Raw genomic sequence first — 25,507 nt, 5'->3', positions numbered from 1 at the left:
CCGTTGAGCAGCTCACTCCAGGTCTCCGGAGGTGATCCGTAGATGTCGGCGCGGTAGGCGAGAAGGTCGGCGTCGCTGCCGAGGGGCACGCCGAAGGGCGTGCCGTCCACCTGTGAGGCGAGGACAGCGTGCTCACTCCACGCTGGCGATTCCAGCGGAGGCCGGAGTGCCTCAAGCGGAACGATCATTGACTTGACCGCCGCAGCCTGCAGGGCTTCCCTATCCAATGTGATCATGTCGGGCAAGGAGTCCGGCGCGGCTGCAAAGGCGGCGGTCAGTGTCTCCAGCAAGCCGGCAGGGCCGGCGCGGGACTTGAGGCGGGTGGTGATCGTCACGCCGGGATTGGCGCGTTCGAAGGCCGCCAGGCGTTCTGCCAGGAGCAGGCCGGCTGGCATATCAGGCGAGGCGGCGAACTCGGGGGCGAGCCACAGCGTCAGCCGGCGCGCCGGCGCGCCCGACGTGGGCTGCGGAGTGGAGAAAAGAGCCGCAGGCTGCGTGGCGGTCGGAGTCGCAAGCGAAGGCTCAGGCGCGATGTCGGGGAGACAGGACGTGGACAGCGCGCCGAGCAGGATGAGCGAGGCGATCCAGAACCTCATGCCGGGGTGATTATACTGCTCGGCCACGCAGGCGGCCGCTGCGTGTGCTACAATCGCCGAGTTGTGGCTGTGAACCCCTCGATCGCGCCAGTGCTGGAAGGCATCCCCGCCAAACCCGGCTGCTACCTGATGAAAGATGAAGCCGGCAAGGTGATCTATGTCGGCAAGGCCGTCAACCTGCGCAGCCGCGTTCGGTCCTATTTCCAGAGTGCTGACGGGCTGCACCCGCGCACCGCAGAACTGGTCGCTCACGTCCGGGACGTCGAGTGGATCGTCGTTGGGTCGGAGCTTGAAGCGCTGATCCTGGAGATGACGCTGATCAAGCGTCATCGCCCCAAGTACAACGTCCGCCTGAAGGATGACAAGCGCTATCCGTATATCAAAGTCCACTGGGCAGACCCCTTCCCCAAGGTCACGTTAACCCGGCGCATGGAGGAGGATGGCAGCCGGTACTTCGGTCCGTACACCAGTGTGTGGGCCGTGCACCAAACCCTGGATGTGCTGCGCAAGATTTTCCCGTATCTGACCTGCGACCGTGAGATCACCGGCAATGACTTACGGGCCTGCCTGTACTACGATATTCGGCTGTGCCGTGGCCCGTGCATCGGGGCGGTGGACCAAGAGGGCTATCGCCAGATGATCGCCGACCTGTGCCGGTTCTTGCGGGGCAACACCGAGAGCGTGGTGGAGCGGCTGCAAGCAGAGATGGGGCGCGCTTCGGAGACGTTGGCTTTCGAGCGGGCGGCAGCCATTCGGGATCAGCTAGACGCTATTGCCCGCGTGGTGGAGACGCAGAAGGTCGTCTCCCAGGAGAAGATCGACTCGGATGTGATCGCTTTCGCTCGCGATGAGCACGACGCCTGCGTGCAGGTGTTCTTCGTTCGCGGAGGCAAGCTGATCGGTCGCGAGTACTTCGTCCTGGAGGGGGCCAACCAGGCCGAAGACCACGAGGTAGTCGAGTCCTTCGTCAAGCAGTTCTACGCCGAGGCCGCCTATGTCCCGGATAGACTGCTGCTACCGGCCGAGATCGAGGAGGCGGCGATCATCGAGGAGTGGCTGCGAAGCCGGCGGGGCGGCCAGAAGGTCCAGCTGGTCGTGCCGCGACGAGGGGTCAAGAGCGAGCTAGTGCAGATGGCGGCCGAGAACGCGGCTGAGACCCTGGCCATGCTGCGCGCCCGCTGGGCAGCCGACCGCAGCCGTCACGTTCAAGCCCTGGGCGAACTCCAGGCCGAACTCGGCCTGAGCGGGCCGCCCAACCGGGTCGAATGCTACGACATTTCCAACCTGCAGGGCACCGCTGCGGCCGGATCGATGGTGGTCTTCGAACAGGGAGCGCCGAGCCGCAAACTGTACCGCCGCTTCACTATCAAATCCGTCACCGGTCAGGACGATTTCGCCTCGATGGAGGAGGTCCTGGCGCGGCGTTTCCGCCGCTGGCAGGACTCGCTGACCCAGGCCGAGGCGCCCGGCGTCAAGCTCGATCGGGCATTCGGTTCGCTGCCGGATCTGATCTTGATCGATGGCGGCAAGGGCCAGCTGGGACGCGCTCGTCAGGTCCTGGTCTCCTATGGGCTGGAGGGCCGTATCCCCCTGGCCGGCCTGGCCAAGGGGAACGAGGAACTGTACCTGCCCGGGCGGCCGGACCCGGTCATCCTGCCGCGCAAGTCGGAAGGGTTGTATCTAGTGCAGCGCATCCGCGATGAGGCCCACCGGTTTGCACTGGGCCAGCAGCGGACCCTGCACCGCAAGGCGAGTCTGGCTTCGCAGCTCGAAACGATTGAAGGCATCGGCCCGGCGCGCCGCAAGGCGCTGCTCAAGGCCTTCGGGGATCTGGAGCGGATTCGAGCGGCCGATGTAGATACGCTCGCGGCAGTCCCCGGCATGACGCGCGAGGCTGCCGAGCAGGTGAAGGCCGATTTGTAGCCGATGCCCCGTTCCCACAGGTGTGGGAGAATCGATGCTGCCGTGACCCAAGCGCATGCCGCCAGAGAGGGATGTTCTCGATGACCCTGGCCTGGATCGTTGATGACGACGACGAGATGAGCCAAGCCGTCCAGCTGATGCTCCGGCTGCTGGATTTTCAGGTCGAGACCTTTCGGGAGGCGCGCGTGGCTGCGCGTGCCCTGCTCGCCGGGCGCAAGCCTGAGGTGATCGTGCTTGACATCAACATGCCTGAGGTCAGCGGAATCGATTTCCTGGAATTCGTGCGCCAACGGCCCGAGCTGGCCGGCTTGCCTGTCGTCATGCTTTCATCGGAGACAGCGGATGTGCAGGTGGATCGGGCCCTTTCCCTGGGGGCCGACGCCTTCGTCTTCAAGCCGGTGACGATCGAGGAATTGGAGGCCGCGCTGCACAAGGTGCTGCCTCAGCGAGGCCAGGGCTAACCGCACGCCGCCGGTCCCTCGAGCGCAGCGCCTGCTCGGGCGGCCTCAGTGCCGCCGGCGGGATCCGGATGTCGTCTCCAGGCCGTCGATCAGGATTCCCATCTTCGCCGCCGCGGCCCGCAAGCGCGGCCACTCCCCGGATCGCACCACCACCCCATCTCTGCCGACGCGGTCGCCCAGGAACCGAGCCGTCGACTTCGACGCCAGCAGCTCTTCGAGCAGGCGCGCATCCGCTAGCCGCAGGACCAGGTCTTGTTCGAGGTGAGGCGCCGGCCCGCCCTTGCTCATTCGAGCCAGCGCCTGCTGGAGTTGGGGGGGGAGCGGCTGTCCCGTGACGGATTCGAGCAAGGCAACCACCTGGGGCGGGCGCAGTCCCTGTCCGAGAGCCAGGCGGATGGCGGAGGGCGTCAGCCGATAGGTGAAGCCGGTGCTGCCGCGCCCATCCCAGTCGCAGAAGCGGGCCAGCTGGTACCGGTGTGCAGGGGGCATGCCCAAGGGGGCGTCGATTTGACCCTCCGGATCGAGACGCGCCCGGGGCGACGGTTGGGGCGAAGCCGGAGCGGCGAATTCCGTAAGGGATGCTGTGAGACGGAAGCGAGTGGCCCTCTGATCGGGAGCGACGCTCCCCAGGTCGGCGGCGCCCAGCCAGTGCAACGGCCCACACACGACGAATCGAACCAAAGCACCTTCAATGGCATCCCAGTGCTCGAAGCCACGCAAGAACTCCCCACTCTCGCGGTCGCGCAGGTACCAGGCCTCGAACTCGCCGGCGGTTCGTTGGAAGCCTGGGCGCTCGTCGCGGATCGCCTGAACCAGGGAGTCCAGATCGAACCATCTCCCAGCCGGGAGCCCGCCGAGCTGCTCGAGCAGCGCCTGGCGAGTGCGTGCCGGATCTCCCGGCCAGTCTCGGGTTTCACAGATGAGGCTCGGCACTTGACTCAGGTCGTTCCAGCGCTTTGAGGACACCCAGTCCGTCTGCGGCCGGCGCCCATCCTCCTGCAGCGATTGCAGATATCGCCGGGTTTGATCCGCTTGCGGCCGGTGAGGGGCGTCGCTCAGCACGCCGTTCTCAAGCAGCAAGGTGAGCAGCAGGCTGGCGGCCTCGGGTCGAAGCAGGAATGGCCGGATCGGCTCGGACCAGGAGGCGGCCTGCGCCAGGCTGCGCAAGCTGCGGCGGCGAAGTGCTGCCAGCAGGGTCACCAGGTCCTCAACCGCCGAAGCCGATGCGGTCATCACGAAGATGGGATCCGCAGCCGGGCTCACCGCAAGCGGGTCAGCGGAGACGGCGGGCATCAGAGGCAGCAGATCGGTCGGGAGAAAAACGAACTCTTGCGCGCCGGCGGGTCCGTCAGCGAAGGCGCGTCCGATCAAGCCGGTGTACCCCAGCGATTCAAGCGGACCGGCTGGGTTGAGGTGCGGTTGGACGCGATCTCGGCGAGCGGGTCCCATTCGGCGCCAGGTGCCGAACTTGCGTTCGGCGTCGGCCAGGGGCAGCCGTCCGGCGTGGCGGCGCAGAGCGTCCAAGGCAGCCAGGTCCCCATCCGTCAAGCCAGCGATGAACTCCGCCAGGTTGTCCGGTTGTAGGATCCAGGCAGCCAGCTGATCACCGAGGGCACCGCCAGCTGGACTCTCCGCCTCGATCCCCCAGCGGGCGGCGATGATCCGAAGGTCGCCTGCCTCCAGGTCATGCAGGGTATTGCGCAGGGTCCGCACGAGTGCTCCCGGCAGGCTGACCTTTCAGAAGATCAGGCGGAGTGCATGCTTCAGGAGTTCAAGGTCCAGGTCGGTGACTTGCGCTTGGAAGCCAGCGAACATCTCGCCGTCGGTATGGATCGGCAGCGGCCGGCTCAGGTGGATGTTCATGTTCTGGAAGCGCCCCATGCGGACCGCCTTGAAGCGTGCGTGCGTTCCTTTCATCACCTCGGGCAGGAGTCGGAACATCATCAGTCGTGAGACGCGTTCGATCATGGCGTAGTCCAGGATCCCGTCGGCGGGCTCCGCCTGAGGGGCGACATGAAACCCGCCCCCTTCGCGGGGGCCGTTGCAGGCCACCAGCATCAGCGCCTCGACCTCGAAGGCTTCCTGATCCGTCTGGATCTTCATCCATGCGGATTCATTGTGGCGCAGAATGGCTTGGATCACCGCCCATAAGTACATGCTGAAGCCCTTAAGGCGGGTGATCTGATACGTCAGGTAGGTCACGGTGGCATCGAAGCCGATGCCCACCGTGTTGTCCCAGTACTCCGTCCGACCCGTGTTGTCAGTCAGCCGACCGATGTCAATCCAGTGCTCTTCGCCTTCGAAGACCCGGCGCATGGCGACCTCCAGGTCCAGGGAGATGCCGAGGCTGGAGGAGAAATCGTTGCCGGATCCGACCGGGACGATTGCCATGCTCGGCCTGCGCTCGGCGGGGATCCTCATCAGGCCGTTAACGACCTCGTGGACCGTGCCATCGCCCCCGATGGCCGCCACCAGGTCAAACCCTTCCTCCGCCGCCTGTTGTGCCAGCTGCACCGCGTGCGATGGGTACTCGGTGGCCGCCCACTCCGCATCCGAGTGGCGGGCAACGATGGCCTGCAGGACCGGGCCGATGTACCAGGCACGGCCGCGGTTGGCGTGGGAGTTGAAGATGAGCTTGGTTCGGTGCGGCATTGCCCCTCCGATGGTGTTCAGGTAGAACTGCTGGGCTGAATCCTACTCTACAGGCAACGAGACCCCTGGCGCAAATGCCGACCCAGACCCAGCCCGAACCACAGGCACCGTTCGATAGTACCTTCTTTAAGCGTAGCGCCGATTGACTCGGCGCTGGGACCTCTCTAGAGTAGGGATAAGAGCCTCAGGCCACTGCGGGACTGCTCGCCTCCAACCGTCGGCCGCGGCTGAGTCCGGTCAAGCTACCCACACACCCCACCGGGGCGTAGCTGGGAAACAGATAGCGCCGTGCGGCCGGATGAATGCCCTTCCCAGCGGCATACAGACCTGGAGGCCGTCCGGCGAGAGCGGCAGTGCCGGCCGTTCCGTGGATGGCAGGGGGCTCAGCCCTTTTCTTCGCACCGGCACCTGCATCTGGCCCCCTCAAGACCGTGTTCCGCCTCGGCTACATCCAGGCAATCTCCCCTGAGGACCTGCCCCGGCCGGGCGACCGGAACGGCTGCCTGCCGGAGCGCTGAGCCCCGAGCTCCATTCAGGCCAAGTGCTGGGCGAGTTCGCTGAGTGCCTGCTCTGGGCTGTCAAAGCGGACCGCGCGCATACCGAGGGCGCGGGCGCCTTCGACGTTTTCGACGAAATCGTCGACAAAGACCGCCTGCTCCGGCGCCATGCCCAGGGAGAGGAGAGCCAGCCGGTAGATGTGGGGATGGGGTTTGGCAAACCCCACCTCGGCCGAGGTGATCACGGAATCAAAATAGGAGGAGATGCGCAACTTGTCTTCGAGGATCTCCCGAACCTCGGGCCAGGCATTGGTTATCATGCCAATCCGGTAGAACGGGCGGAGCTGACGCAGGACGTCGAGCAGCACCGGGTCCAGGCGGTCTTCGGCGAAGAAGTCGTTGGCAAGCGCCCGCGCCTGTTGTGGGGAAAGCTGAAAGCGGGCCTGCACCTCCTGCCAAATGGATTCCGAGCTGCCTTGACCGAGGGTCGCCTTGCGGCTGGCGGTGCAGCCGAACACGACCTCGTCCAACTCTCCCTCCGCCAAGCCGAGCCGGTGCTCCCAGTCCCGCCGGGGGCTGCGATCCATGGTCCGCAGCAGAACACCCCCCAGATCCCAGTACACGGCGCGAACCTCTGTCACAAGTCCCGGCCTTTCTCCACGACCAGCGTGGAATGAGTTCTGAGTCTCTCCCGGTCGGCTTCGGACGGCCCGGTATCGGGGCCCCCGGCGGAGGGCTCAGCGAACAACCCGTAGGAAATCGGCCAGCATGCCGAAGGCGGTGGTCTCAGGTCCGGGATTGCCTTCGATCACGGTCAGGGCGGGCAGGACGTCGGTGAAGAAGGTGAGGGCGGACGACGTCCCGCTGACGTTGAAGAGCGGATCGCCGGAGTCGATCGGCTCGGGCGCCACCCGGGTGGTCAGCACATTCCCCTCCCAGCCGGCGGAGCAGATCAGCTTCCAGCGCTGGCCCGCCGCCTTCGCCTGGCGGATGCGCTCGGGCGTGACACTGGCAATGCCTTCTCTCTCAACCTGGGCAGGCGTGCAGGCCCGGCCCATCAGGACGGTCACCAGGGCGGCCACCTTGACGGCCGCGTCCCAGCCCTGGACGTCGCCGCTGGGGTCGGTCTCGGCGATCCCGATCTGCTGAGCGTGGGCCAGCGCCTCGGCATAGGATTCGCCAGCTTCCATCCGGGTCAGGATGTAGTTGGTGGTCGAGTTCAGGATGCCGCGGAATCCCGTCAGGACAGCCCCAGGCAATGTCTCGCGCCATAGCGAGAAGATCGGCGCCCCGTCCATCACGGCCGACTCGAAGAGGAACCGAAGCTGCCGCGCTTCGGCAAGCCCGGTCAGCTCCTCATAGCCATGAACCACCGGTCCCTTGTTGGCAGAGATGGCGTGCATGCCGATTTCCAGGGCGGTCTTGAGGTAGTCGAGCGCTGGCTGGCCGGTCTCGTAGTTGACAGGGGTGCTCTCCATCAGCAAGTTGGCACCGCAGGTCCGCAGAAAGGCAAGGGCATCCGGGGGCTCGGCCAGTTGGGTGAGCTCGCTCAGTGTCTGACCGCGTTCGACGAGCCGGACGGCGCGCAGCAGTTCGATACCTTCCGGATCCAGCGCACATCCATGCCGCTGGGTGTAGATGCCGACCACGCGGAAGGTGACTGCATGCCGCAGGCGGATGAACTCCTGCTTGGCAACGAGCAGGCGTGCCAGGGCCCGTCCGACATTGCCGAATCCCAGCATAGCCAGATCGTAGTGGTTCGTCATGCATCCGTCTCCCATCGGGGCCTAGGCCAACCGGCGATCGGGCCCTATCCTACACCCGGGGAGCGCTCGGCGCAGGGGAGCTTGGACGCGCGTGAGCGGCGGTCGCGGGGTGGCGCGAACCGTCCCTCGCTGGGCGGGATGAAGGAGCTCACACCAGCGGCCAAGGATATGGGCGTTCGGGTCCGGGAGGGGGGAAGCGCCCCTGCTGGATCAGGCGCCGCACCCTGTGCAGCAGAGCAGCCTGCTCGCCAGCTGAGAGCAGCGACGACAGCGACTCCGCCAAACCGGCCGGTGGCTGGAGTTCAGCCTCGAAGGTTGCGAGTCGGTCAAGCAGTGGCCGCGGGATGGGTTCCCCGACAAAATCCCACACCACCGTCCTGAGCTTGTCCTCGGAGTGAAAACACACACCGTGGTCAATCAACCAAATGTGCCGGTCGGGCGCCAGCAGGATGTGGCCGCTCTTGCGATCGGCGTTGTTGATCACCCAGTCGAAGACGGCCACCGGACGCAGACGCTGCTTGTCCTCCGGGGTGAAGGTGAAGTAGTGGTGCTCGGGGTCGGCGTCGACGAATTGCTGGATCGATCCCGGGCCGAGAGGCCCCTCGGGGCGTAGCGCCGTCGGCGGCACCAGGTCCCAGCCGAGCGCCCTGGCGGACAGGAACGCGGCAACTTCGCGGGCCGCAAGCGTGCCGTCCGGGAAATCCCACAGTGGCCGCTCGCCTCGTGCTGGCTTGTAAACAGCAGGGATCGGTCCGGTCGGGTGCTCGACGTTGACCAGGAAGGTGTAGTTCGATCCCCAGACGAACTGCCCCAGCACGGTGAGGGTGTTCAGGCGCAGGGCTTCGAGCACCTCGGAGGGCGGCAGGTCATCTCGGGCCTTGGGCAGGTCCACCATCGCAGGGTCTCAGGGGATCAATCGGGTACCGAAGTGGCTCTGCCCCGCGGCGGCGGGGCGCACGCCGAGCCGCTAGTGCTTGTGGCCGTTGCGCTTGGGGCAGAAATGTCCCTCGGGGTCGATCGGCTCGCCGCAGTTGCCGCAGATCGGGCGGCCGCGCCCGGCCAGCTCGAGGCCCCACCTCGCCAAGGCACGAAGCTGCGAACGGGTGCACCAGAATCGAGCCACGGAGGCTTCGGCAGGATCGGTGGCCTCGGTGATCAACTCCCGCGTTTCAAGCACGAGCAGGTCCAGATCGCGATCGTAGCCCAGCCCGATCTCCCCGACGCGGAACAACGGGTCGATCGGCTGTTCGAGGCGGACCTCACCCTCGGTGAATGCAGCCGAGGCTTCGGGAAGCTCTGGGAAGCGATCACGGAGTTCGGCCAGGAGCTGTTCGATGGCTACCGCCAGCGATTGAAGCTGGGCTTTCTCGACGATCAGGGTGACGAGCTCACGCCCGGCGCGGGCCTGCAAGTAGAACACACGCCTGCCGGGTTGACCAATGGCTGCCGCCCGGATGATGGTGACGGGATTGAGTTCGGTGATCGCACCAGGCATCTTGCACTCCAGCCCGGGTCAGGATCGCCCGGCTGGCGCGGAAGTATATCACCCGGGAGGGCTGGTCTGGGTCGCCCGGGTGTCGTTCAAGCGGATCAAGCGGGCAGAGCGATCGTGGATGTGGAGAACGCTGATCGACGCCGGTTCAATGCTCAGGCGACGGAACTGGTCGAGCGGCAGGCCGATGTAGTGGGCGGTGGCCAGCATGATGATGTCGCCATGCGAAAAAACGGCGACGCCCGCCTGGGGGCGATCGTGGTCGCGGCGGATCCGCTCCAGTTCACTCACAACCCGGTTCTGTGCCTGGGCGAAGGATTCGCCCTCCGGGAAGGAGGCCAGCGAAGGCGCGGCCAAGATGAGCGGCCACTGCTTGCGGCGGCGCAGGCTGGCCAGCGGCTGCCCCTGCCACCGCCCGGGGTACACATCGCGCAGGTCCGGGCGCCGAATAATGCTCAGGTGTTTGGCGGCGGCCAGCGGAGCCGCGGTCTCCATCGTCCGCTCCAGCGGGCTGGCGTAGATGGCTTCGATGGCCGCCTCCTGCAGCAGCTCCACCAGCCGATCGGCCTGGGCTCGCCCGTGCGCGTTCAGATGCAGGCCGGGCATCCAACCCGGGAGCCGTTTTCCCAGCAAGTCGTTGTCGCCGTGGCGAATCAGATACAGTGTTGTCATTCGCTCAGTCCTGTAAGGTGTCGGGGGTGGGGGCTGCGCCGTCGGCCGGTCGCGGACCAAGGGCCGCCTGCTGCGCTGCCCGCCAGCGTCCCAGGCGCAAGGCGACTTCAGCCTCATACCCTTGGCGGCTGGGCCGGTAGAACGTCCGCCCGGCCAGGTCATCCGGCAGGTACTGCTGGCCGATGTAGTGCCCTGGCTGGTCGTGAGGGTAGACATATCCTTTCCCGTGACCGGTAGCATCGCCGTCGCGGCGGCTGTCTTGGAGATGCGTCGGGACAGCACTTCGACCTGGCTCGTCCAGGGCGCGCACCGCCTCGAAGTAGGAGCCGGCCGAATTGGACTTGGGGGCCGTCGCCAGATACAGGGTGGCTTCGACGATCGGATACACGCCTTCGGGCAGGCCGACGAACTCGAAGGCCTGGGCGGCGGCGTTGGCCACGACCAGGCCCATCGGGTCGGCCAGGCCGATATCCTCTCCGGCCAGGATCAGCAGACGGCGCAGAATGAAGCGCGGCGATTCCCCCGCCTGTAGCATCTTGGCCAGCCAGAACAAGGCGGCATCCGGGTCCGAGCCGCGCACAGACTTGATGAAGGCCGAGATCGTATCGTAGTGGGCGTCGCCGTCCTTGTCATACAGCACGGCGCGGCGCTGGATCGAATCCTGGGCCACCTCCAGGCTGAGATGGATCGTGCCATCGGGCCGCTGCTCCGAGCTCTCGACCGCCAGCTCGAGGGCATTCAAGGCGTTGCGAGCATCGCCGCCCGCCACGTGAACCAGATGGGCCAGGGCCGCCTCATCCACTTCCACAGTGCGGCCGCCGAAGCCGCGGTCCTTGTCCTGCAGGGCCGACAGCAGAATGCGGCGGATCTCGTCGTCCGAGAGCGGGCGCAGCTGGAAGACCCTCGAACGCGAGACCAACGCCCCGATCACTTCGAAGTAGGGATTCTCCGTGCTGGCGCCGATCAAGGTGATCGTGCCATTCTCAACATGCTGCAGCAGGGCGTCCTGCTGGGCCTTGTTCCAGCGATGGACCTCGTCGACGAATAGGATCGTGCGGTGGTTGTGCAGGCGGCGGCGCTCCTGAGCCGCCTGAATGATCTGGCGCAGCTCATCCTTGCCGGCCAGCACTGCCGAGATGGTGTCGAAGTGAGCGTGAGTGGATTGGGCGATGACCATGGCAAGCGTGGTCTTGCCCGAGCCGGGCGGTCCCCAAAGCAGGATCGAGGAGAACAGGCGGTCGGCCTCAATCGCACGCCGCAGCAGCCGGCCGGGGCCGACGATGTGTTCCTGGCCGGCGAACTCGTCGAGGGTGCGCGGCCGCATGCGCGCCGCCAGCGGCGATTCCTGCTTCAGGCGTTGGTGCATAGCATGGTCAAACAGGTCCATCGAGGGCAGTATATCATCCGGGGTTGGGTCCGAGGCGGGCGTCCCAGCCGCACTGCCGAAGATGGGAGGCAGCCGCGCTGGCCACCCAGGCTGGCCGTGCTGGCGGCGTTCGCCAGCACCTGAGATCAGTCAGCGCTCTGGGGGGCGATCTCCGGTTCGGGCGTCCGCCCGGAGAGGCGCGAGCGATACACCAGCAGGATTCCAGCAAGCACCGCCGCGCCTCCTACGATCTGCGTCGGCGAAAGCGCTTCGGACAGGAGAGGGATGGCCAGAATCGCGGTCACGATCGGCTGGCCAACCATCGTCGGTGAGACGACCGATGCTGGCAGGTGGCCGAGGGCGTAGCCGACCGCCAGGTAGCCAAAGGCCTGCGTGACTAGGGCCAGAGCGATGAAGGACAGGTAGGTTGGCAGAGGGTAGCCGGTCAGCGGCAGCCCGAGAGCCAGGCTGATGGTCAGCAGGCTGGCCGAGGAGGCCAGCCCGGCGAGCCAAACATAGGGAGCGGAACGCAAGGTGCGACGGCCGATTTGGGTCAGCAGGTAATAGCCGGCATAGAAGAAACTGGCCAGGATTGCCAGCATGTCGCCCACACCCAGGCCGCTGTGCGATCGGAAGTCGGCGCCCGCCACGGCAGCCGCGCCGAGCATGGTCACCGCCAACCCCGTCCAGAAAAGAGGACGCAGGCGCTCGCCCATGGCGGCCCAGGCGACCAGAGCCACCCACAGGGGCGCAGTGTTGGCAAACAACGTTGCGTTGGCGGCGGAGGTCAGCCCGACGGCAGTGTTCCACAGCGCGAGATCGATCGAGAGCGAGAGCCCGCCCAGCAGCGCCAACAACACGCCCCGCCTGGGCCAGGCAGAGGCGGCGCCCGCCGGATGGCGCAGGGCGAGCGGGGTGAGAACCAGGGTGGCCAGCGCCATGCGGTAGAAGCCGGTGACCGGGCCCGGCGCCGCGGCCCAGCGCACGAAGAGCGCCGAACAACCGAGCGCCAGGACCCCCAGGCCGATGGCAATGTAGGCGAGCTTAGGCGGCGGTGCTGGTTGGGCGGCGATTGCAGCGTCCCTGCAGGAGGAAATGGGTAGCCGCCCCCACGGCTCAGCCAACCTACACCGTCGGCTGCTGACCGGGGAAGGGGGCTCCGGCCGGTGGGGAGGGCAAGATGGATCCGGAGTACTCTCCGGCTCAAGAGGTCATTCTAGCATCCGCCGCCGTCAGGACTTGGCTCTGAGCCAACGCTCAGGTCCACCATCGACTGCGTGTGATAAGATGGCCCGGGTAGGCTGGATCCCCCCTGCGCATGAATCGGTCTTCGCCACCGAGGGTGCTGTTGGCCTCGGGCTCACCCCGCAGATCGGAACTGCTCGCCCTAACCGGGTGGCCCTTTGAAGCCGTGGCAGCGGATGTTGACGAACGGCTGCTGTCAGGCGTGGCCGCGGCGGACCAAGTAGCCCGGCTGGCCGGAGACAAGGCGCTCGCGGCCCGGCACGTGGCCGGGGAGGGCCAGGTGGTGGTCGCCGCCGACACGCTGGTGGTGCTGGAGGAGCAGGTGCTGGGTAAACCGAAGGATGGCGTCGAAGCGCGCCGGATGCTGCAGCAGCTGCGCGGGCGAACCCATCGGGTGGTGACCGGCCTGGCGGTGATGGCGCCGGGCAGCGCCCAGATAATCATGGAGCGATGCGACTCGAGCGTGCCGATGCGAGGCTACACGCAGGCGGAAATTGACCGGTACCTGGAGCGCGGATCGCCACTCGACAAGGCCGGAGCCTACGCGATTCAGGATACGGGGTTCGCGCCGGTGGAGCGGCAATCCTTCCGGGATTGCTTTGCCAATGTTATGGGGCTGCCGCTATGCCACCTGACGCGCGCGGTGCGAGCCCTGGATATGACTCCACCGGTGGATGTTCCGGCGGCTTGCCAGGAGCATCTTGGTTACGAGTGCCCGGTGTACAAGGAGATTCTGAACTGATCGCCAAGCGTCTGCTCTTCGGGCTGTCACTGACAGCCAGCCTGTTGCTTGTCGGCTGCGGCCGGGATTCCCCCACCGGGACTCCGGCCGAGCCTACGCTGCCTGCGCCGGCGGTCACCTCCCTGGAGGCACCCGATCCCGAACAAGCCGCGATAGGGTTCCTCGAGGCCTGGCGCGAGGCGCGCTACGACGACATGTACGACATGCTCAGCCCCCTGACGACGGACGGGCTGAGCCGGGAGGACTTCACCGCCCGCTACGAGAAGGTCCGACAGGACGGCGCTTTCGACCGCATCGACTACGAGATCGTCTCTTCATTGATCAGCCCCCGCGAAGCTCAGGTGCGCTACCGGGTCATGCTGCACTCGAGCGCCGCCGGGGAGATCGTGCGTGAGACCGGGATGGACCTGAAACGGGTCGACGATGCCTGGAAGGTCGCCTGGACGGATGCCAACATCCTGCCTGAGCTCGCCGGCGGGAACCAGCTGTATCTCGATTTCGCACTCCCCACCCGCGCCAACATCTACGACCGCAATAGCCTGGCCCTGGCTGCCCAGACCGATGTGGTCGGCGTGTACGTGGTTCCCAGCCAGATCGGGGATGAAGAAGCCGAGTCAGCCATGCTGCGGGCCCTCAGTCGTTTGTTCGACCAGCGCACGGAGAGTCTCCAAGCGCGGTACGAACCGTTCCGCGGGACCGACTTCCTGGTGCCGATAGGCGAGGCCTCGCTGGAGGATTTCCAGCGTGTCCAGGGGACACTGGAATCGGCCGGGGGCACGGGCTGGCAGATCTACCCAGGCCGGTTCTATCTGAACGGCGGACTGGCGCCGCATGCTACCGGCTACGTGGCGCAGATCCGTCAGGAGCAGTTGGGCGAGTTTCTGAATCGGGGCTATCGGCGGGATGAGTTCGTCGGGCAAACCGGAGCCGAGCAAGTGTACGAGTCGGCGCTGCGGGGCACGCCGGGCGGAACATTGTTTCTGACCGATCCCAGTGGAAACATCCTGGCTGAGCTTGGCGGCCAAGACCCTGGCCTGCCGCAAGCGGTCTATACCACTCTGGACCGCCAGCTGCAGCAGCAGGTACAGCAGGCCATCGCCGAGTTTCGGGGCGCCGTGGTTGTGCTTGAACGCGACACGGGGCGGGTGCTCGCCATGGCGTCCTCACCCGGCTTCAATCCCAACCTGTTCGACGGACGCAACCCCAACAGCCCCGGCGGGTTGAATGAACTGCTGAGCGACCAGCGCAACCCCCTGGTCGACCGGGCCGCCGTCAGCGGATACCCCCTGGGGTCGGTGTTCAAGATCATCACCATGGCTGCCGCCTTGGAGTCCGGCTTCTACGAGCCAGACACGACCTACGTCTGCGATGGGGAGTTCCGCGAACTGCCAGGGCGGGTGTTCTACGACTGGACAGTCGCCAAAGAGTTGCCCGATCATGGTGAACTGACCCTGGTCCAGGGACTGGAGCGCTCGTGCAATCCCTACTTCTGGCACATCGGGCTGGACCTCTTCAACCGCGGCTTGCCGAATGCCCTTTCGGACATGGCACGCGCCTTCGGGCTTGGCGCGCCGACCGGCCTGGAGATTGGGGATTCGGCCGGATTGCTGCCGGACCCGGAATGGAAGCTGCAGAATCTGGGCGAGGCGTGGAACGGTGGGGATGCAATGCAACTGGGCATCGGTCAGGCGTCGCTCAACGTCACCCCGTTGCAGGTCGCCCGTTTCGTGGCCGCCATCGGCAACGGCGGCAAGCTGTACAAGCCGTTCCTAGTCGAACGCATCCAGAGCGCTGAGGGCCAAGTGAGCTATCAGGCACAGCCCGAGGTAGCAGGAACCCTTCCCCTCAAACCGGAGACCCTGGCTACGCTGCAGCAGGCGATGACCCAGGTGATTCGCGCTGACCGCGGCACCGCCCGTCGCGCCTTCCTTGGCCTGAACCTGAACATTGCCGGCAAGACCGGGACCGCCGAGAGCGGGGTTGAAGATCCGCACGCCTGGTTTACCGGATACACCGATGAAGGGCGGGAGGACAAACCCGATATCGCCGTGGCTGTGATCGTCGAAAACCAGGGCGAAGGCTCGGAGTGGGCCGCCCCGATCTTCCGGCGGGTGGTCGAGTCCTACTTCTTCGGCGCCCCGCGCTCGCTCTACCGCTGGGAGGAGCAGATCGGCGTGCCCCGCCAGGAAACCCCAACCCCTGAACCCGGCGAAGAGACCCCCGAAGCCACACCGACGCCGTAGGAGAGCCTTGAAGATCTCAGTTGCAGACCGAGGTTCCCGAGGACGCCAACCGGTTGCCGCCTTCCCGCCTCACTCGAAGCAGCCCGCCCGCTTGACGACAGTGCGATGACCGCCGACGACACCCTCCCGGGTCTGATCGTCCGCTCGCAGTCCGGATTCCTTCTGATCGAAACCCAGGCCGGGCGCTTCGTGGCCAAGCTGCGTGGCCGCCTGAAGAGGTCGCGCCTCCACAGCGACCTGGCCGCCGTCGGCGACCGGGTGCGCATTCGCCTGGTCGGCGACGGAACGGCGACCATCGAGGCCGTCGAACCCCGAACCCGTGTCCTCTCCCGCCGGGATCCTGGCCGCAAGGTCGAACAGGTGATCGTGGCCAATCCGGATCAGGCTGTCTTCGTCCTGGCCTGTGCCGACCCTGACCCCAATCCGCGCACCCTGGACCGCCTGCTGGTGGCTGCGGAACGAGGGGGCATCCCGGCGGTGATCTGCGCCAACAAGATTGATCTGGTTCACAAAGGAGATGTGCGTGAGTTCTTTTCCGAGTACGAGCGCCTCGGCTATCCAGTCTTCCTGACCTCGGCCCACACCGGGGCCGGAGTCAAGCAGTTGCGCTCCGCCCTGGTCGGGCGGATCTCGGTCCTGGCGGGGCCCTCGGGAGTTGGCAAGACCAGCCTGCTCAATCTGATCGAGCCCGGCCTGGGCAGGAAGACTCTGGAGATTAGCCAGGCGACCCGCGAAGGCCGGCACAGCACGGTCGTGGCGGAACTGCTGCCGCTGTCGGGCGGCGGGCACATCGCCGACACGCCTGGGCTCAAGGCCTTCGCTCTGTGGGACATCGAGCCGGAGGAGGTGGACGCGTATTTTCCCGAGGTCCGCCAGCGCGTGGCGGATTGCGCCTTCAGCGACTGCACCCACATGCATGAGCCTGGGTGCGCCGTCATACGAGCGGTCGAAGAAGGCAAGATCAGCCCCCACCGCTATGACTCCTACCTGAGAATCCGCCTCGGGGAAGAGAGGTGACAGGCGGGGAGATGCGCCCTGCAGCCTTTACCGCCGCCGCCGGACAGCCCGCCCTGAAGCCAGGCGCCCATGCGGCTTGACAGCCTGCCTCGGTCTGCCTACAGTTGATCGGCAATGACACCTTCGCTTCGTACTCGGCTGGCTGGGCTCAGTCTGGCGCTGGTGGGCGCGTGGTGCGCCCTGCCGGCTTCGGCTCAAGCGTTGCCCCGCTACTTCCCGGAGACCGGTCACACCCTCGATCCAGTCTTCGCCGAATTCTTCGATCGCAGCGGGGGCACCCAGGTGCTCGGGTACCCGATCACAGACTCCTTCGTCGATTCGGATTCGGGTCGGCTGCTGCAGTATTTCGAGAACGCCCGGCTGGAGACCGCCCTCGAAGACCGCGGACCCGGCAGCCCAAGCCTGAGCCCGCTGGGCGAAATGCTGGGGGGCTGGGATCCACCCCGCAAGCGCCTGCCCGCCCTGGCCTGGACTGAGCCCGGATGCCGCTACTTCCGGGACTCGGGCCACTCAGTCTGCCATGCCTATCTCGACTTCTATAACTCGAACGGCGCAGCGCAGCGATTCGGGAGTCCGATCTCAGACTACGAAATGGAGGCAGGCCGACTGGTGCAGTACTTCCGGTCGTTCCGCCTGGACTGGCTTCCGGAGACGCCCCCCGCCGGGCAGGTGCGGATCGCTCCGCTCGGACGCCTGCATTTCGACCAGTCAGGTTTCGACCCCGAACTGCTAGCGCCCCGTCTTCCGGAGGATCCGGCCCTGTATCGGGTGCTCAGCCTGAAGCCGAACATGGCCCTCTCCCAGGCCGTTGCCAAGCCGGACGACATGCAGCAGGTCTTGGTCCTGGTGCGGGACCAGAACGATCTGCCGGTTCCCGGCGCTTCGGTGACGCTGAGTGTGCGGTATCCGGAAGCGGTGCGGACCTTCCTTCTTCCTTTAACGGATGCCGATGGGATGACACGCTTCGAGCTGGAGGTCGTCGGACAGGTCCCGGGCAGCAATGTCGAATTGCTGGCCTGGTCGGTGTTTGAAGGACTGCAGGCTTCGACGCGCGATTCGTTCCGGATCTGGTGGTAGCCAGCCCATTGCGGGGGCTAGGGACTGTTGACTGGCGGCGGCACGGAGACCGGAGCCCTCTTCGCGGTCGCAGGACGGCGGGTTAGCCGGCCGGCCACCAGGCAGCCATGGGCGCGCGAGTGCAGACGGGCTAGAGCGGGCGCAGCACCCGGTCTTCCCGCAGGCGCTTGAACCACAGCGAAGCGCCTCGCGGCATTGACTCGACCGCTGCCTCCTGCCAGGCCCGTACCCCCAGTGCAGGGATGGTCTGCGGCTTGTAGCCGACAGCCCGCCAGGCGCCGACGTGCTGCGCCAAGTACGGCGGCAGAAAGAGCAGGCTGGCTTCACTCTGCAGATCGCCGGAGGCGGTCTCGACGGCCTCCATCAAGGCGGGGATCGCCTGGTCCAGCGGCAAGCCGGGTTCAAAGTACAGCTCATCGATGCGTGTCACCAGGTTCTCGACCTGCCAGCCGGCGACCCCAGAGAGCTTTCCATCGCGCTCGACCATGAAGTACGCCTTCTCGCCGAAGGCCGCCATGACGTCCGCCCGCGACATCCGGCGCCGGCCATGGGTGACGCGGGTGATGAAGCGGGCGATCTCGTCGGCGTCCTGCGGCCGTCCGCGACGGACCGCGATCTGCCCGGGCTTGAGCGCGGGCGGTGACGGGAGCAGCGGCTCTTCCGGCTTCGGCAGCTTGGCCCAGGCCGTCTGTACCTGCTCCCAGGTCTCCTCGAACGATCCGTTGTTGCGGATGACGACCTTGGCGGCGCGCAGCTTGAGTGACTGTGGTGGTTGGGCGGCAACGCGCTGACGGGCCGCCGCCTCCGGCATTCTGCGCTTCTCGACCATTCGACCGACCTGGACCGGCTCAGGCGCATCCACGACCCAGATCGTGTCGCAGCCGGCGACCATGTCGGACTCGAGCAGCTTGATGGCCTCGATGACGACTACGCTGTGCTGCGAGCGCTGGATCAGTAGGTCGACGGCGTGGGCGACGAGCGGATGGACGATCGCCTCCAGTTTCTCCAAGACCCCGGGATCGGAGAAGGCGATCTTGGCCATTCGGCTGCGGTCGATTTGCCCTTCCTCATCGAGGATCCAGTCGCCGAAGGTCTTGACGATCAGTGGGTAGCCAGGCGCGCCCTTGGCCATCGCCCGGTGGGCCAAAGCGTCGGCGTCGATTCCGTAGGTGCCCAGATGCTCCAGCATCTTGCGGACTACGCTCTTGCCCGTGGCAATGTTGCCAGTAAGGCCGATAACATACTTGCCGGACCAGCGACTCAAGCTAGGGCCTCCTGAGGACAACGGTGGGCGGGATTGTAGTCCGCCGCAGATGGACTGTCAAAGCAGTCTTCAGCGTTGGGGCTGGGCGTAGTACACCTGTGGGCCGACAGCGATGAACAGGTCGCCGGGGGGGCCGAAGGTGATGGCGCTCGGTTCACCCTCGAGCGCTGGTTTGGCCACATAGCGGGCCTGGTAAACCAGGCGCATGCTGTAATGATAGACATCGCCACTGAGGGCGTCCAGGAAGTACAGCGAGGGTTCAGGTGGAGGCGCGTACACCATGCCCAGCGGCTGAGCGTCCGGGATGCGATCGGTGGCCTCGAATTCCGGCCGGTCGTCCTCAAAGCGCATCCCTTGCTCACATTCGGTGGAGTCGCCGTTCTTTCGGCAGCGTGTGAGCTGGCCGTCAGCGAGCAGGACAAACAGCTCGTCCTGGGCCATCTCCAGGTCGATGGCGTTGGTCAGATCCGGCACGGTCTCGCCGAAGAACCGGCTGGGGTTGCCGCTGAACAGGCCGTCCGAGGCGTCGAACACCCAGACGGCGTTGGCGGCAGGGTCCAGCACGTACAGGCGGTCATTGAATACATCGATGGCTTGGATGGCGCGCCATCCGACCTCGGGCGGGCTCAACTGGGTGACGACCGGAGATGTCCCGGGGGCGCAGTACATTACCGTTCCATCGATGTCGACCAGGACAACGCCCTCGGTGCCTAGAGCGCCAGGCGACGCTTGCAGCGCCAGATCGATCGGCTGCACGAAGTCGGTCACCTGGGCGGTGCCGTAGCACTCGAAGTCGCGGTCGATCTCGTAGCCGCGCCCTGTCGACCAGGTGTGCCACACGGTCTCGTTGCCCTCGTCCAGCACGTACAGGTCGGTGGTTGAGGCGGCCAGCGCCGCCGGTCGGGCGCCGGACCCGAAGCCCCCGCTGACCGCCGGGTAGAACTCGGTGCGGTTGACCAGCTTGAGCTTATCGCGTTCGGTCTGCACCTCTGTCAGCAGGATCTGCAGATCCTGGCTGTCACCATAGCGGGCGGCCTGAGTCAGGAGGTCGGCGGCCTGGTCCCAGGCCACGAGCGCCACCTGCGGATTCGCTTCGAGTTTGGCCGTGATCACTGCTGCCTGTGCCTGCAGAAGGGTTTCCTGGAACTGCTCCTGACGCCCGCTGCGGAAGTACACCAGGCTGACCAGCGCAACGACGAAGACCGGGACCGCAATCGCGGTGCCGGCGAGCAACGAAGGCGAGAACATGCCTGGCCGGATCGGTTCGGCCAGGCCTGGCGCCAGACGGCTGATCCACCGCGTCGCCAACAGGGCGGCGGCATCCCCAGCTGAGCGGGCGCGGTGGGCAAAGCGCGCGTAGGCCGCGCCCATCGCCGAAGGGCCGCGTTCGGCGGCGCGGGAGCGTGGGCGCGCCAGGCTGCGCTGGCCGCGCCGCGAAGCCCGGCGTCCTCCGGCTGCGTCGTCCATAGGGTGGGGCCCGGCCGGCATCGGCGCGGCTGCCGGTTGGCCTGGGGCGGCGATGCGGACGAACACTCCGCTCATGTCCAGGCTCGAGCTCGCGCCCAGGCGTTCCAGCGCCTGCTCGGGCGTCAGTTCGCTCAAGCCTGAGAGCACGCTGTCCGGCCAGGCGGCGAGGCTGCTGCTGGCGGTGAGAATCACCAGGTCGTCCGGGGCCACCTCGACATGATGGAAGCCCACGAACGGGGCCGCAGTCTGACCCAGAGGCTTGCGCTCGGCTTCGGAGGATGTCAGGCGTGTCGACTGGCCGGCCCGCACCAGCAGGGCTTGTCCCTGGCCGCATTGGGCGAGATATAAGTCCCGGCCGCGCAGCACACCTTGGACCAATGACCCGTCGATCGTATCTCCGCTGGAGCGGGCCAGGTTGACGATATGGTCGTTGACCTCACTGGCCGCCTCGCGCAGGGCGGTCGTGATCGCCCCGGGAGTCGCATAGAAGTTGCGGGCGGCCAGATGGGCCAGGTGGTCGACCAGGCCCGCGGTCACAGGCTGGCCGGCGCCGGTCGCCAGAGTCACGAAGTACAGGTCCTCTGCCCGTCCCCGCGCCGGCCGCCGAGGGGGGATCTGGGCCAAAGAACCAGGCGGCGGGGTGACGCGCAGACTGCCGGCGGCGATGTGAATCAGGGCGACGTCGGCTTCGAAGGTCCGGCTCATAGGACTATTGTACATAGTCGGTCCTCGCCCCGCAATTGGAGCATGGATCATGCCACGGACTGGTACAATCGCGCCTCGGCATTCCTGTGAAGTTTGAGAGCATCGAGACCCTCGAAACCTTCGAGAGCCTGGCAGCAGAATGGAACGCGCTGCTCGCCGGTTCCGTCACCAATGTGCCCTTCCTGCGTCACGAGTACGCTCGCGCCTGGTGGGCGAGCCTGGGTGGCGGCGAATGGCCGTCGGCTGAGCTGCAGGTCGTGGCCGGACGCGATCCCACGGGCCGCCTGGTGGGACTGGCGCCGCTGATCCGCTTGCCGGGCGAGCCGGGTCCGGCGCTGCACCTACTGGGCAGCTTCGAGATCTCGGACTACCTGGATCTCCTGGTGTCCGCCGATGAGGCCGCGCCATTCGTCTCCGGGCTTCTTGACTTCTTGGCACAGGAACCGGTCGCCGGCTGGCACACCCTCGAACTGTACAACCTTCCCAACCTCTCGCCCGTTCGGGGCTTGATGCTCGAGTTGGCCGCCCAGCGGGGCTGGCGGGCGACGGAAGAACCCCTACAACCGTGCCCGGTGATCTCCCTGCCGGAGAACTGGGAAGGTTACCTGCAGTCCCTGGATAAGAAGCAGCGGCATGAGCTCCGGCGCAAGTTGCGACGCGCCGAAGGAAACTTGCCGGGCGTGAGCCTGCGTTGGGTCGATCAGCCCGGTGAGATCGAGTCCGCCATGGGGGCCTTCCTGCGCCTGATGCGCCTGGACCCGCAGAAGTCGGGCTTCCTGACCGAGGCTATGGATGGACACTTCCGCCGGCTGGCGACTGAGGCCAAGGATGACAACTGGCTGCGGTTGGCGTTCCTGGATGCGGGGGGCGAGCCTGCTGCCGGCTACCTGTTCTTCGACTACGGCAACCGGCTGTGGATCTACAACTCCTGCCTGGATCCGGCCTTCAGTCAGCTATCCCCTGGCTGGGTGCTGACGGGAATGCTGATCGAGTGGGCCGTCGAGCATGGCCGGGATGAGTTTGATTTCTTGCGGGGCGGCGAGGCGTACAAGTTTCGTTTGGGTGGGGTTGCCCGCTCGATCTTCCATGTGCGAATCGAGCGCAGCCCGGGCTGAACTGCGGCTCGCCCTCTACTGCCCCTGGGCTACCAGGGGAGCCATCCCAGCAACGCCAGTGCCCCGAGGGCGAACCCCGTCAAGATCACCAACAGCGGAATGGCGATGACCAACGCCAACAGCCAGCCGAGCTTGGGGCTCTTGCGCGCCGGGGGCTCGGGGGGCGGCATCGCCAGGACGATCACGGTGATGTTGTCGTGCCCGCCTCGATTGCGTGCCAGCTCGACCAGCGACTGCACCGCCGGCTCTGGAGCCTGGCTCTGCAGAATACCCTCGATTTCGGATGCCCTGACCAGGTCGGTCAGGCCGTCGGAGCACAGCAAGACCTGCGATCCTGGCTTCAGTCGCACTCCCTGGCTCGCCAGTCCCTGATCACCCTCGTCCTCTGGGCCGAGTCGCAGGCGAAGGTCGGGCTCGACATCCAGCTGGCTGCCGATGTAGCGGCGGAGGACGTGGGCATGGGGATGGTCGTGGGCTTCCTCGGGCGAAATCACCGCATGGTCGATCGCCTCTTGGACCCAGGTGTGGTCCGTCGTTATCTGGTGCAGGCCGCCGTCGTCCAGAAGGTAGATGCGGCTGTCGCCGACGGAGGCGCCGTACAGGCGATCCCCCAACACCCAGGCCAGGGCAATCGTCGAGCCCATGCCCTCCAAGGCCGGGTTCTCCTGCGCCATGCGCACCACCTGACGGCTGGCCTGGGTGATCGCCACCCGCATGTGGGACACCGGCTCGCGGCCGGTGAAGGCGGAGAGCATCGCCACCACGACGTCAACGGTCAGCTGCGAGGCCACCTCGCCGCCGTAGTGTCCGCCGATACCGTCGGCCACAATCGCCAGCATGGCAGGCCGGGCATCGCGTTCGAGGCGAAAGCTGCCGAGGAAGTTGCTGTCCTCGTTGTTCTTGCCGGTCTCGCCCGGATGCGTGGCGGCGGCCGACTGCAGGTGGGGGGTCTCCGTGCGGATCATGGGCCGGGGGACCTGAGTGCAGGACTCGGGCCAGTCTCGGCCTGGGGCGAAACGACGATCTGCCGATCCGCGGGCTCTTGAGTCATCAGGAAACGATAACCCAGGCGGCCAAAGTGCACAAGATCGCCGTGCTCCAGCGCCCGCCCGGCTTGCGGTACCTCCTCGTGGTTCACCCAGGTCCCGGCCAGTGAGTCTTGATCGCGCAACAAGTAGCGACCGTGAACCTGGCGGATCAAGCGGGCGTGTACAGCGCTGACCGAAGGATCGAAGACGACTTGGGTCACCAGGGATGCATCCCGTCCGATGGTGATGTCTGTCCCGGTGAGAAGGATGGGATCGAGGTCGCCTTCGACGGGCTGCAGGCGGGCCTCGGCCTGGTCGGGTGCGGCCGGGGCAAGGCTGGCCCGGCGGAGACGAGGCGGGGCGGAGCGCAGGCCGGTCGCTGAAGGACGGCGGGCGGCGACTCGCGGCAGCAAGCCCACCGCTGCGGCTGTCGCTGCCAACAGCAAGCCCATGAGCCCGATCAGCCATGGCCGGGTCTCGAGGACACTGGGAGCCCTGAAAGCCTCAAGCCGCACGCTGACCGGTTCCGAGAGGCCTCGCAGGCCCAGGCTGTCCGTTACCGCGGCCTGAAGCTTGAGGTCGCTGGCTTGGGATTGCTCGCCGACAGACCATGTCAGGACATCGAACGGCGGTTGCACCTTCGAGGCCGTCAGCACACCGTCGACCAGGAGTTCGGTCTCGACGATCGGCCGTGGATGGTTGTCGGGGAAGGTGATGAGCAAGGGGAGCGTCACCGTCTGGGGGTCCAACCCATCGGCGGATTGTCCGGGCTGAGGTAGATCGATCACGATGCTGGCAGGAGGCGAGACGAAGACTACCTCGGGCGGGAGGACGTCAGCCCGGAAGGTCCGAACCGGTGAGATCTCGTCCAGGGTTTCATTGAGCAGGCGCACCTGAACCGAATGCGCACCCTGGCTCGAAGCGGCCGAGGGATAGGACAGGCGGTACCGGGTGCGCGATTGATCGAGCTCCTGCGCCAGGGCGTCGAAGCCGGCGGCCGGGTCGAACAGGGTCAGGCCGCCGCCCGTCTGCTGGGCGAGGGTGCGCCAGCCCTCGAGGGCCGGGTCCTCAGCCAGAGCGGCCGGCCCCACGATCACGGGGTAGACTGCGGTGGAGGTCTCCTGCGCCGCCGCCACCACGTTCGCCAGCCCCAGGTCTTCGGCGATGTCTACGAACGGAGTGACAAAGACCAGCACTCGGGGCGTCCCGGGGGGAGGGGTCGGACGAGCCTGCTCGAGAACGCGCGTAAGGAGATCAAGGGCGGTGTCGGTTGCGGTCAGCGAGGGCTGTAGATAGTCGATGGTGGAAGCCAATTCGGCGGCCGCCGGGAGCCCTTCGAGAATTGTTCCCTCCCGAGTGATCAGCGAGTAGCTGTCGGTTCCGAACTGCGTCGTCAGGGGTTCCGACCACCAGCGCACCAGCGCCTCGCGCACCCGATCGAACCGGCTGCGGCCGCCGGAATCTCGCAGGCCCATTCCATGGGTGGTGTTGAGCACCAGGCGCAGATCCAGGCCGGCCTGGACAATCTCCATGGAGGTCAAAGGGCGCTCGGTCTGATCTTCGAGGATCACGAAGTCCTGGGGCGCAAGGACCAGAGGCTCACTGCCGGCGATTGGCCGGGCGGTCACATACAGGAGGATGTCGGGGAAGCCGGAGACATCCGGGGGAGCAAGGTCAACCTGAACGGGGGCCTGCGCCTGACCGGGAGTGGGAGGCAGCAGGCTGAGCCACAAGGCCGCCAGGACGGCGGCCGCCGGCATCCAGCCCGGGATGCGCATGCTTGGATTGTAGCACGGTGGACCTGAGGGAGCGCCGCTTGCAGTTGGCTTACAAAAGCAACACAAGCGCCGACCGAGGTGCGAAGATGGGCCACGAGGTTAGGATGGCCGAGTTCAGCCCAGCAGCCGATGACTTCTTCTCGCCGGAACGCATGACGGCCGGGGCCTCGGAAGCTTCTCTCAGTCGCACGGAGCACGTGCTGAGGGCTATCCTGCTGACTTCCTTTGGGGCGGTTCTCGCCCTGGAGGCCTATCTGATCTGGCAGGTCGTCCGGCTGGTCGGATAGGTCGCCCGTTCCCTTCCTTACTTGTTGGCCTGGAGGTTCGGGCCCTAGCCCGAGACACCTCTTGAGCCTCCCTCCGGCTGGCCCTCCCGCACACCCCGCATGCGGGAGGGCCGT

The 25,507-nt window shown here is 66.4% G+C and carries 22 protein-coding genes; 8 read left to right on the top strand and 14 right to left on the bottom strand.

What is annotated here, in order from left to right; translation table 11 throughout:
* On the bottom strand, window positions 1-596 hold a 596-nt coding region (locus MUO23_04845), incomplete at its 3' end, for an extracellular solute-binding protein (GenBank protein ID MCJ7512279.1).
* 42 nt (window positions 597-638) lie between these two features.
* Here MUO23_04845 and uvrC point away from each other — a divergent pair.
* Together uvrC and MUO23_04835 are read left to right on the top strand one after the other, a co-directional pair.
* The gene (gene uvrC / locus MUO23_04840) at window positions 639-2,519 is read left to right on the top strand and encodes an excinuclease ABC subunit UvrC (GenBank protein MCJ7512278.1); all 1,881 of its coding nucleotides are present in this window, start codon (window positions 639-641) and stop codon (window positions 2,517-2,519) included.
* Between the two features lie 80 nt (window positions 2,520-2,599).
* Complete coding sequence (locus MUO23_04835; protein ID MCJ7512277.1) at window positions 2,600-2,980, top strand: response regulator; 381 nt, start codon at window positions 2,600-2,602, stop codon at window positions 2,978-2,980.
* A 45-nt stretch (window positions 2,981-3,025) separates the two neighbouring features.
* On the opposite strand, the gene MUO23_04830 is transcribed toward MUO23_04835, so the two are convergent.
* The 9 genes from MUO23_04830 to MUO23_04790 all read right to left on the bottom strand — a co-directional run bounded on the left by MUO23_04830 (window position 3,026) and on the right by MUO23_04790 (window position 12,549).
* Complete coding sequence (locus tag MUO23_04830; protein ID MCJ7512276.1) at window positions 3,026-4,693, bottom strand: helicase-associated domain-containing protein; 1,668 nt, start codon at window positions 4,691-4,693, stop codon at window positions 3,026-3,028.
* A 24-nt stretch (window positions 4,694-4,717) separates the two neighbouring features.
* Window positions 4,718-5,632 (bottom strand): diacylglycerol kinase family lipid kinase, encoded by a 915-nt coding sequence (locus tag MUO23_04825; GenBank protein MCJ7512275.1) that lies wholly within the window; start codon window positions 5,630-5,632, stop codon window positions 4,718-4,720.
* A 532-nt stretch (window positions 5,633-6,164) separates the two neighbouring features.
* On the bottom strand, window positions 6,165-6,770 hold the full coding sequence (locus MUO23_04820) for an HAD family phosphatase (GenBank protein ID MCJ7512274.1): 606 nt from the start codon (window positions 6,768-6,770) through the stop codon (window positions 6,165-6,167).
* 96 nt (window positions 6,771-6,866) lie between these two features.
* On the bottom strand, window positions 6,867-7,895 hold the full coding sequence (locus tag MUO23_04815; GenBank protein ID MCJ7512273.1) for a homoserine dehydrogenase: 1,029 nt from the start codon (window positions 7,893-7,895) through the stop codon (window positions 6,867-6,869).
* Window positions 7,896-8,043: 148 nt separating this feature from the next.
* Window positions 8,044-8,790 carry an SCO1664 family protein gene (locus MUO23_04810; protein ID MCJ7512272.1) on the bottom strand — a complete coding sequence of 249 codons (747 nt, stop codon included), beginning with the start codon at window positions 8,788-8,790 and terminating at the stop codon, window positions 8,044-8,046.
* A 72-nt stretch (window positions 8,791-8,862) separates the two neighbouring features.
* The gene (locus MUO23_04805; protein MCJ7512271.1) at window positions 8,863-9,390 is read right to left on the bottom strand and encodes a DUF3090 domain-containing protein; all 528 of its coding nucleotides are present in this window, start codon (window positions 9,388-9,390) and stop codon (window positions 8,863-8,865) included.
* Window positions 9,391-9,438: 48 nt separating this feature from the next.
* The gene (locus MUO23_04800) at window positions 9,439-10,059 is read right to left on the bottom strand and encodes a histidine phosphatase family protein (GenBank protein ID MCJ7512270.1); all 621 of its coding nucleotides are present in this window, start codon (window positions 10,057-10,059) and stop codon (window positions 9,439-9,441) included.
* A gap of 4 nt (window positions 10,060-10,063) precedes the next feature.
* On the bottom strand, window positions 10,064-11,446 hold the full coding sequence (locus MUO23_04795) for an AAA family ATPase (GenBank protein MCJ7512269.1): 1,383 nt from the start codon (window positions 11,444-11,446) through the stop codon (window positions 10,064-10,066).
* 125 nt (window positions 11,447-11,571) lie between these two features.
* Window positions 11,572-12,549 carry a DMT family transporter gene (locus MUO23_04790; GenBank protein ID MCJ7512268.1) on the bottom strand — a complete coding sequence of 326 codons (978 nt, stop codon included), beginning with the start codon at window positions 12,547-12,549 and terminating at the stop codon, window positions 11,572-11,574.
* A gap of 194 nt (window positions 12,550-12,743) precedes the next feature.
* On the opposite strand from MUO23_04790, the gene MUO23_04785 reads away from it, so the two are divergent.
* From MUO23_04785 to MUO23_04770, 4 genes are all read left to right on the top strand, one after another.
* Window positions 12,744-13,412 carry a Maf family protein gene (locus tag MUO23_04785; protein ID MCJ7512267.1) on the top strand — a complete coding sequence of 223 codons (669 nt, stop codon included), beginning with the start codon at window positions 12,744-12,746 and terminating at the stop codon, window positions 13,410-13,412.
* On the top strand, window positions 13,382-15,655 hold the full coding sequence (locus MUO23_04780; GenBank protein ID MCJ7512266.1) for a hypothetical protein: 2,274 nt from the start codon (window positions 13,382-13,384) through the stop codon (window positions 15,653-15,655). The genes MUO23_04785 and MUO23_04780 overlap by 31 nt, the downstream gene beginning before the upstream one ends.
* Before the next feature lie 105 nt (window positions 15,656-15,760).
* Entirely contained in the window at window positions 15,761-16,672 is a 912-nt protein-coding gene (gene rsgA / locus MUO23_04775; GenBank protein ID MCJ7512265.1) for a ribosome small subunit-dependent GTPase A, read from the top strand.
* A gap of 114 nt (window positions 16,673-16,786) precedes the next feature.
* A complete protein-coding gene (locus tag MUO23_04770; protein ID MCJ7512264.1) occupies window positions 16,787-17,749 on the top strand; it encodes an Ig-like domain-containing protein in 963 nt (320 codons plus the stop codon).
* Window positions 17,750-17,879: 130 nt separating this feature from the next.
* On the opposite strand, the gene coaE is transcribed toward MUO23_04770, so the two are convergent.
* Window positions 17,880-19,013, bottom strand: a complete 1,134-nt coding sequence (gene coaE / locus MUO23_04765; GenBank protein MCJ7512263.1) for a dephospho-CoA kinase — start codon at window positions 19,011-19,013, stop codon at window positions 17,880-17,882.
* Between the two features lie 69 nt (window positions 19,014-19,082).
* Window positions 19,083-21,185 carry a hypothetical protein gene (locus MUO23_04760; protein ID MCJ7512262.1) on the bottom strand — a complete coding sequence of 701 codons (2,103 nt, stop codon included), beginning with the start codon at window positions 21,183-21,185 and terminating at the stop codon, window positions 19,083-19,085.
* 86 nt (window positions 21,186-21,271) lie between these two features.
* Here MUO23_04760 and MUO23_04755 point away from each other — a divergent pair, with 86 nt between their 5' ends.
* Window positions 21,272-22,300: a GNAT family N-acetyltransferase gene (locus tag MUO23_04755; protein ID MCJ7512261.1), complete on the top strand. Its 1,029-nt coding sequence runs from the start codon at window positions 21,272-21,274 to the stop codon at window positions 22,298-22,300.
* A 29-nt stretch (window positions 22,301-22,329) separates the two neighbouring features.
* Here the strand turns inward: MUO23_04755 and MUO23_04750 are convergent, their stop codons facing one another.
* The gene (locus MUO23_04750; protein ID MCJ7512260.1) at window positions 22,330-23,265 is read right to left on the bottom strand and encodes a protein phosphatase 2C domain-containing protein; all 936 of its coding nucleotides are present in this window, start codon (window positions 23,263-23,265) and stop codon (window positions 22,330-22,332) included.
* Window positions 23,262-25,106 carry an FHA domain-containing protein gene (locus MUO23_04745; GenBank protein ID MCJ7512259.1) on the bottom strand — a complete coding sequence of 615 codons (1,845 nt, stop codon included), beginning with the start codon at window positions 25,104-25,106 and terminating at the stop codon, window positions 23,262-23,264. Before MUO23_04745 ends, MUO23_04750 begins: the two co-directional genes overlap by 4 nt.
* Before the next feature lie 104 nt (window positions 25,107-25,210).
* Here MUO23_04745 and MUO23_04740 point away from each other — a divergent pair, with 104 nt between their 5' ends.
* Window positions 25,211-25,393, top strand: coding sequence for a hypothetical protein (locus tag MUO23_04740; GenBank protein MCJ7512258.1), 183 nt, complete (start codon window positions 25,211-25,213; stop codon window positions 25,391-25,393).
* Window positions 25,394-25,507: the final 114 nt, after the last annotated feature.

Source organism: Anaerolineales bacterium, from assembly GCA_022866145.1.
Classification (GTDB): Bacteria; Chloroflexota; Anaerolineae; order Anaerolineales; family E44-bin32; genus PFL42.
The sequence above is the reverse complement of the archived record's forward strand: the minus strand, read 5'-3'. Positions and strand labels throughout refer to the sequence as shown.

Bases quoted from the DNA above. Each gene is read 5' to 3' on its own strand.
- MUO23_04835 (MCJ7512277.1), top strand. From the start codon at position 2,600: ATGACCCTGGCCTGGATCGTTGATGACGACGACGAGATGAGCCAAGCC.
- MUO23_04825 (MCJ7512275.1), bottom strand. From the start codon at position 5,632: ATGCCGCACCGAACCAAGCTCATCTTCAACTCCCACGCCAACCGCGGC.
- MUO23_04815 (MCJ7512273.1), bottom strand. From the start codon at position 7,895: ATGACGAACCACTACGATCTGGCTATGCTGGGATTCGGCAATGTCGGA.
- MUO23_04810 (MCJ7512272.1), bottom strand. From the start codon at position 8,790: ATGGTGGACCTGCCCAAGGCCCGAGATGACCTGCCGCCCTCCGAGGTG.
- MUO23_04805 (MCJ7512271.1), bottom strand. From the start codon at position 9,390: ATGCCTGGTGCGATCACCGAACTCAATCCCGTCACCATCATCCGGGCG.
- MUO23_04800 (MCJ7512270.1), bottom strand. From the start codon at position 10,059: ATGACAACACTGTATCTGATTCGCCACGGCGACAACGACTTGCTGGGA.
- MUO23_04795 (MCJ7512269.1), bottom strand. From the start codon at position 11,446: ATGGACCTGTTTGACCATGCTATGCACCAACGCCTGAAGCAGGAATCG.
- MUO23_04785 (MCJ7512267.1), top strand. From the start codon at position 12,744: ATGAATCGGTCTTCGCCACCGAGGGTGCTGTTGGCCTCGGGCTCACCC.
- rsgA (MCJ7512265.1), top strand. From the start codon at position 15,761: ATGACCGCCGACGACACCCTCCCGGGTCTGATCGTCCGCTCGCAGTCC.
- MUO23_04770 (MCJ7512264.1), top strand. From the start codon at position 16,787: ATGACACCTTCGCTTCGTACTCGGCTGGCTGGGCTCAGTCTGGCGCTG.
- MUO23_04760 (MCJ7512262.1), bottom strand. From the start codon at position 21,185: ATGAGCCGGACCTTCGAAGCCGACGTCGCCCTGATTCACATCGCCGCC.
- MUO23_04750 (MCJ7512260.1), bottom strand. From the start codon at position 23,265: ATGATCCGCACGGAGACCCCCCACCTGCAGTCGGCCGCCGCCACGCAT.
- MUO23_04745 (MCJ7512259.1), bottom strand. From the start codon at position 25,106: ATGCGCATCCCGGGCTGGATGCCGGCGGCCGCCGTCCTGGCGGCCTTG.
- MUO23_04740 (MCJ7512258.1), top strand. From the start codon at position 25,211: ATGGCCGAGTTCAGCCCAGCAGCCGATGACTTCTTCTCGCCGGAACGC.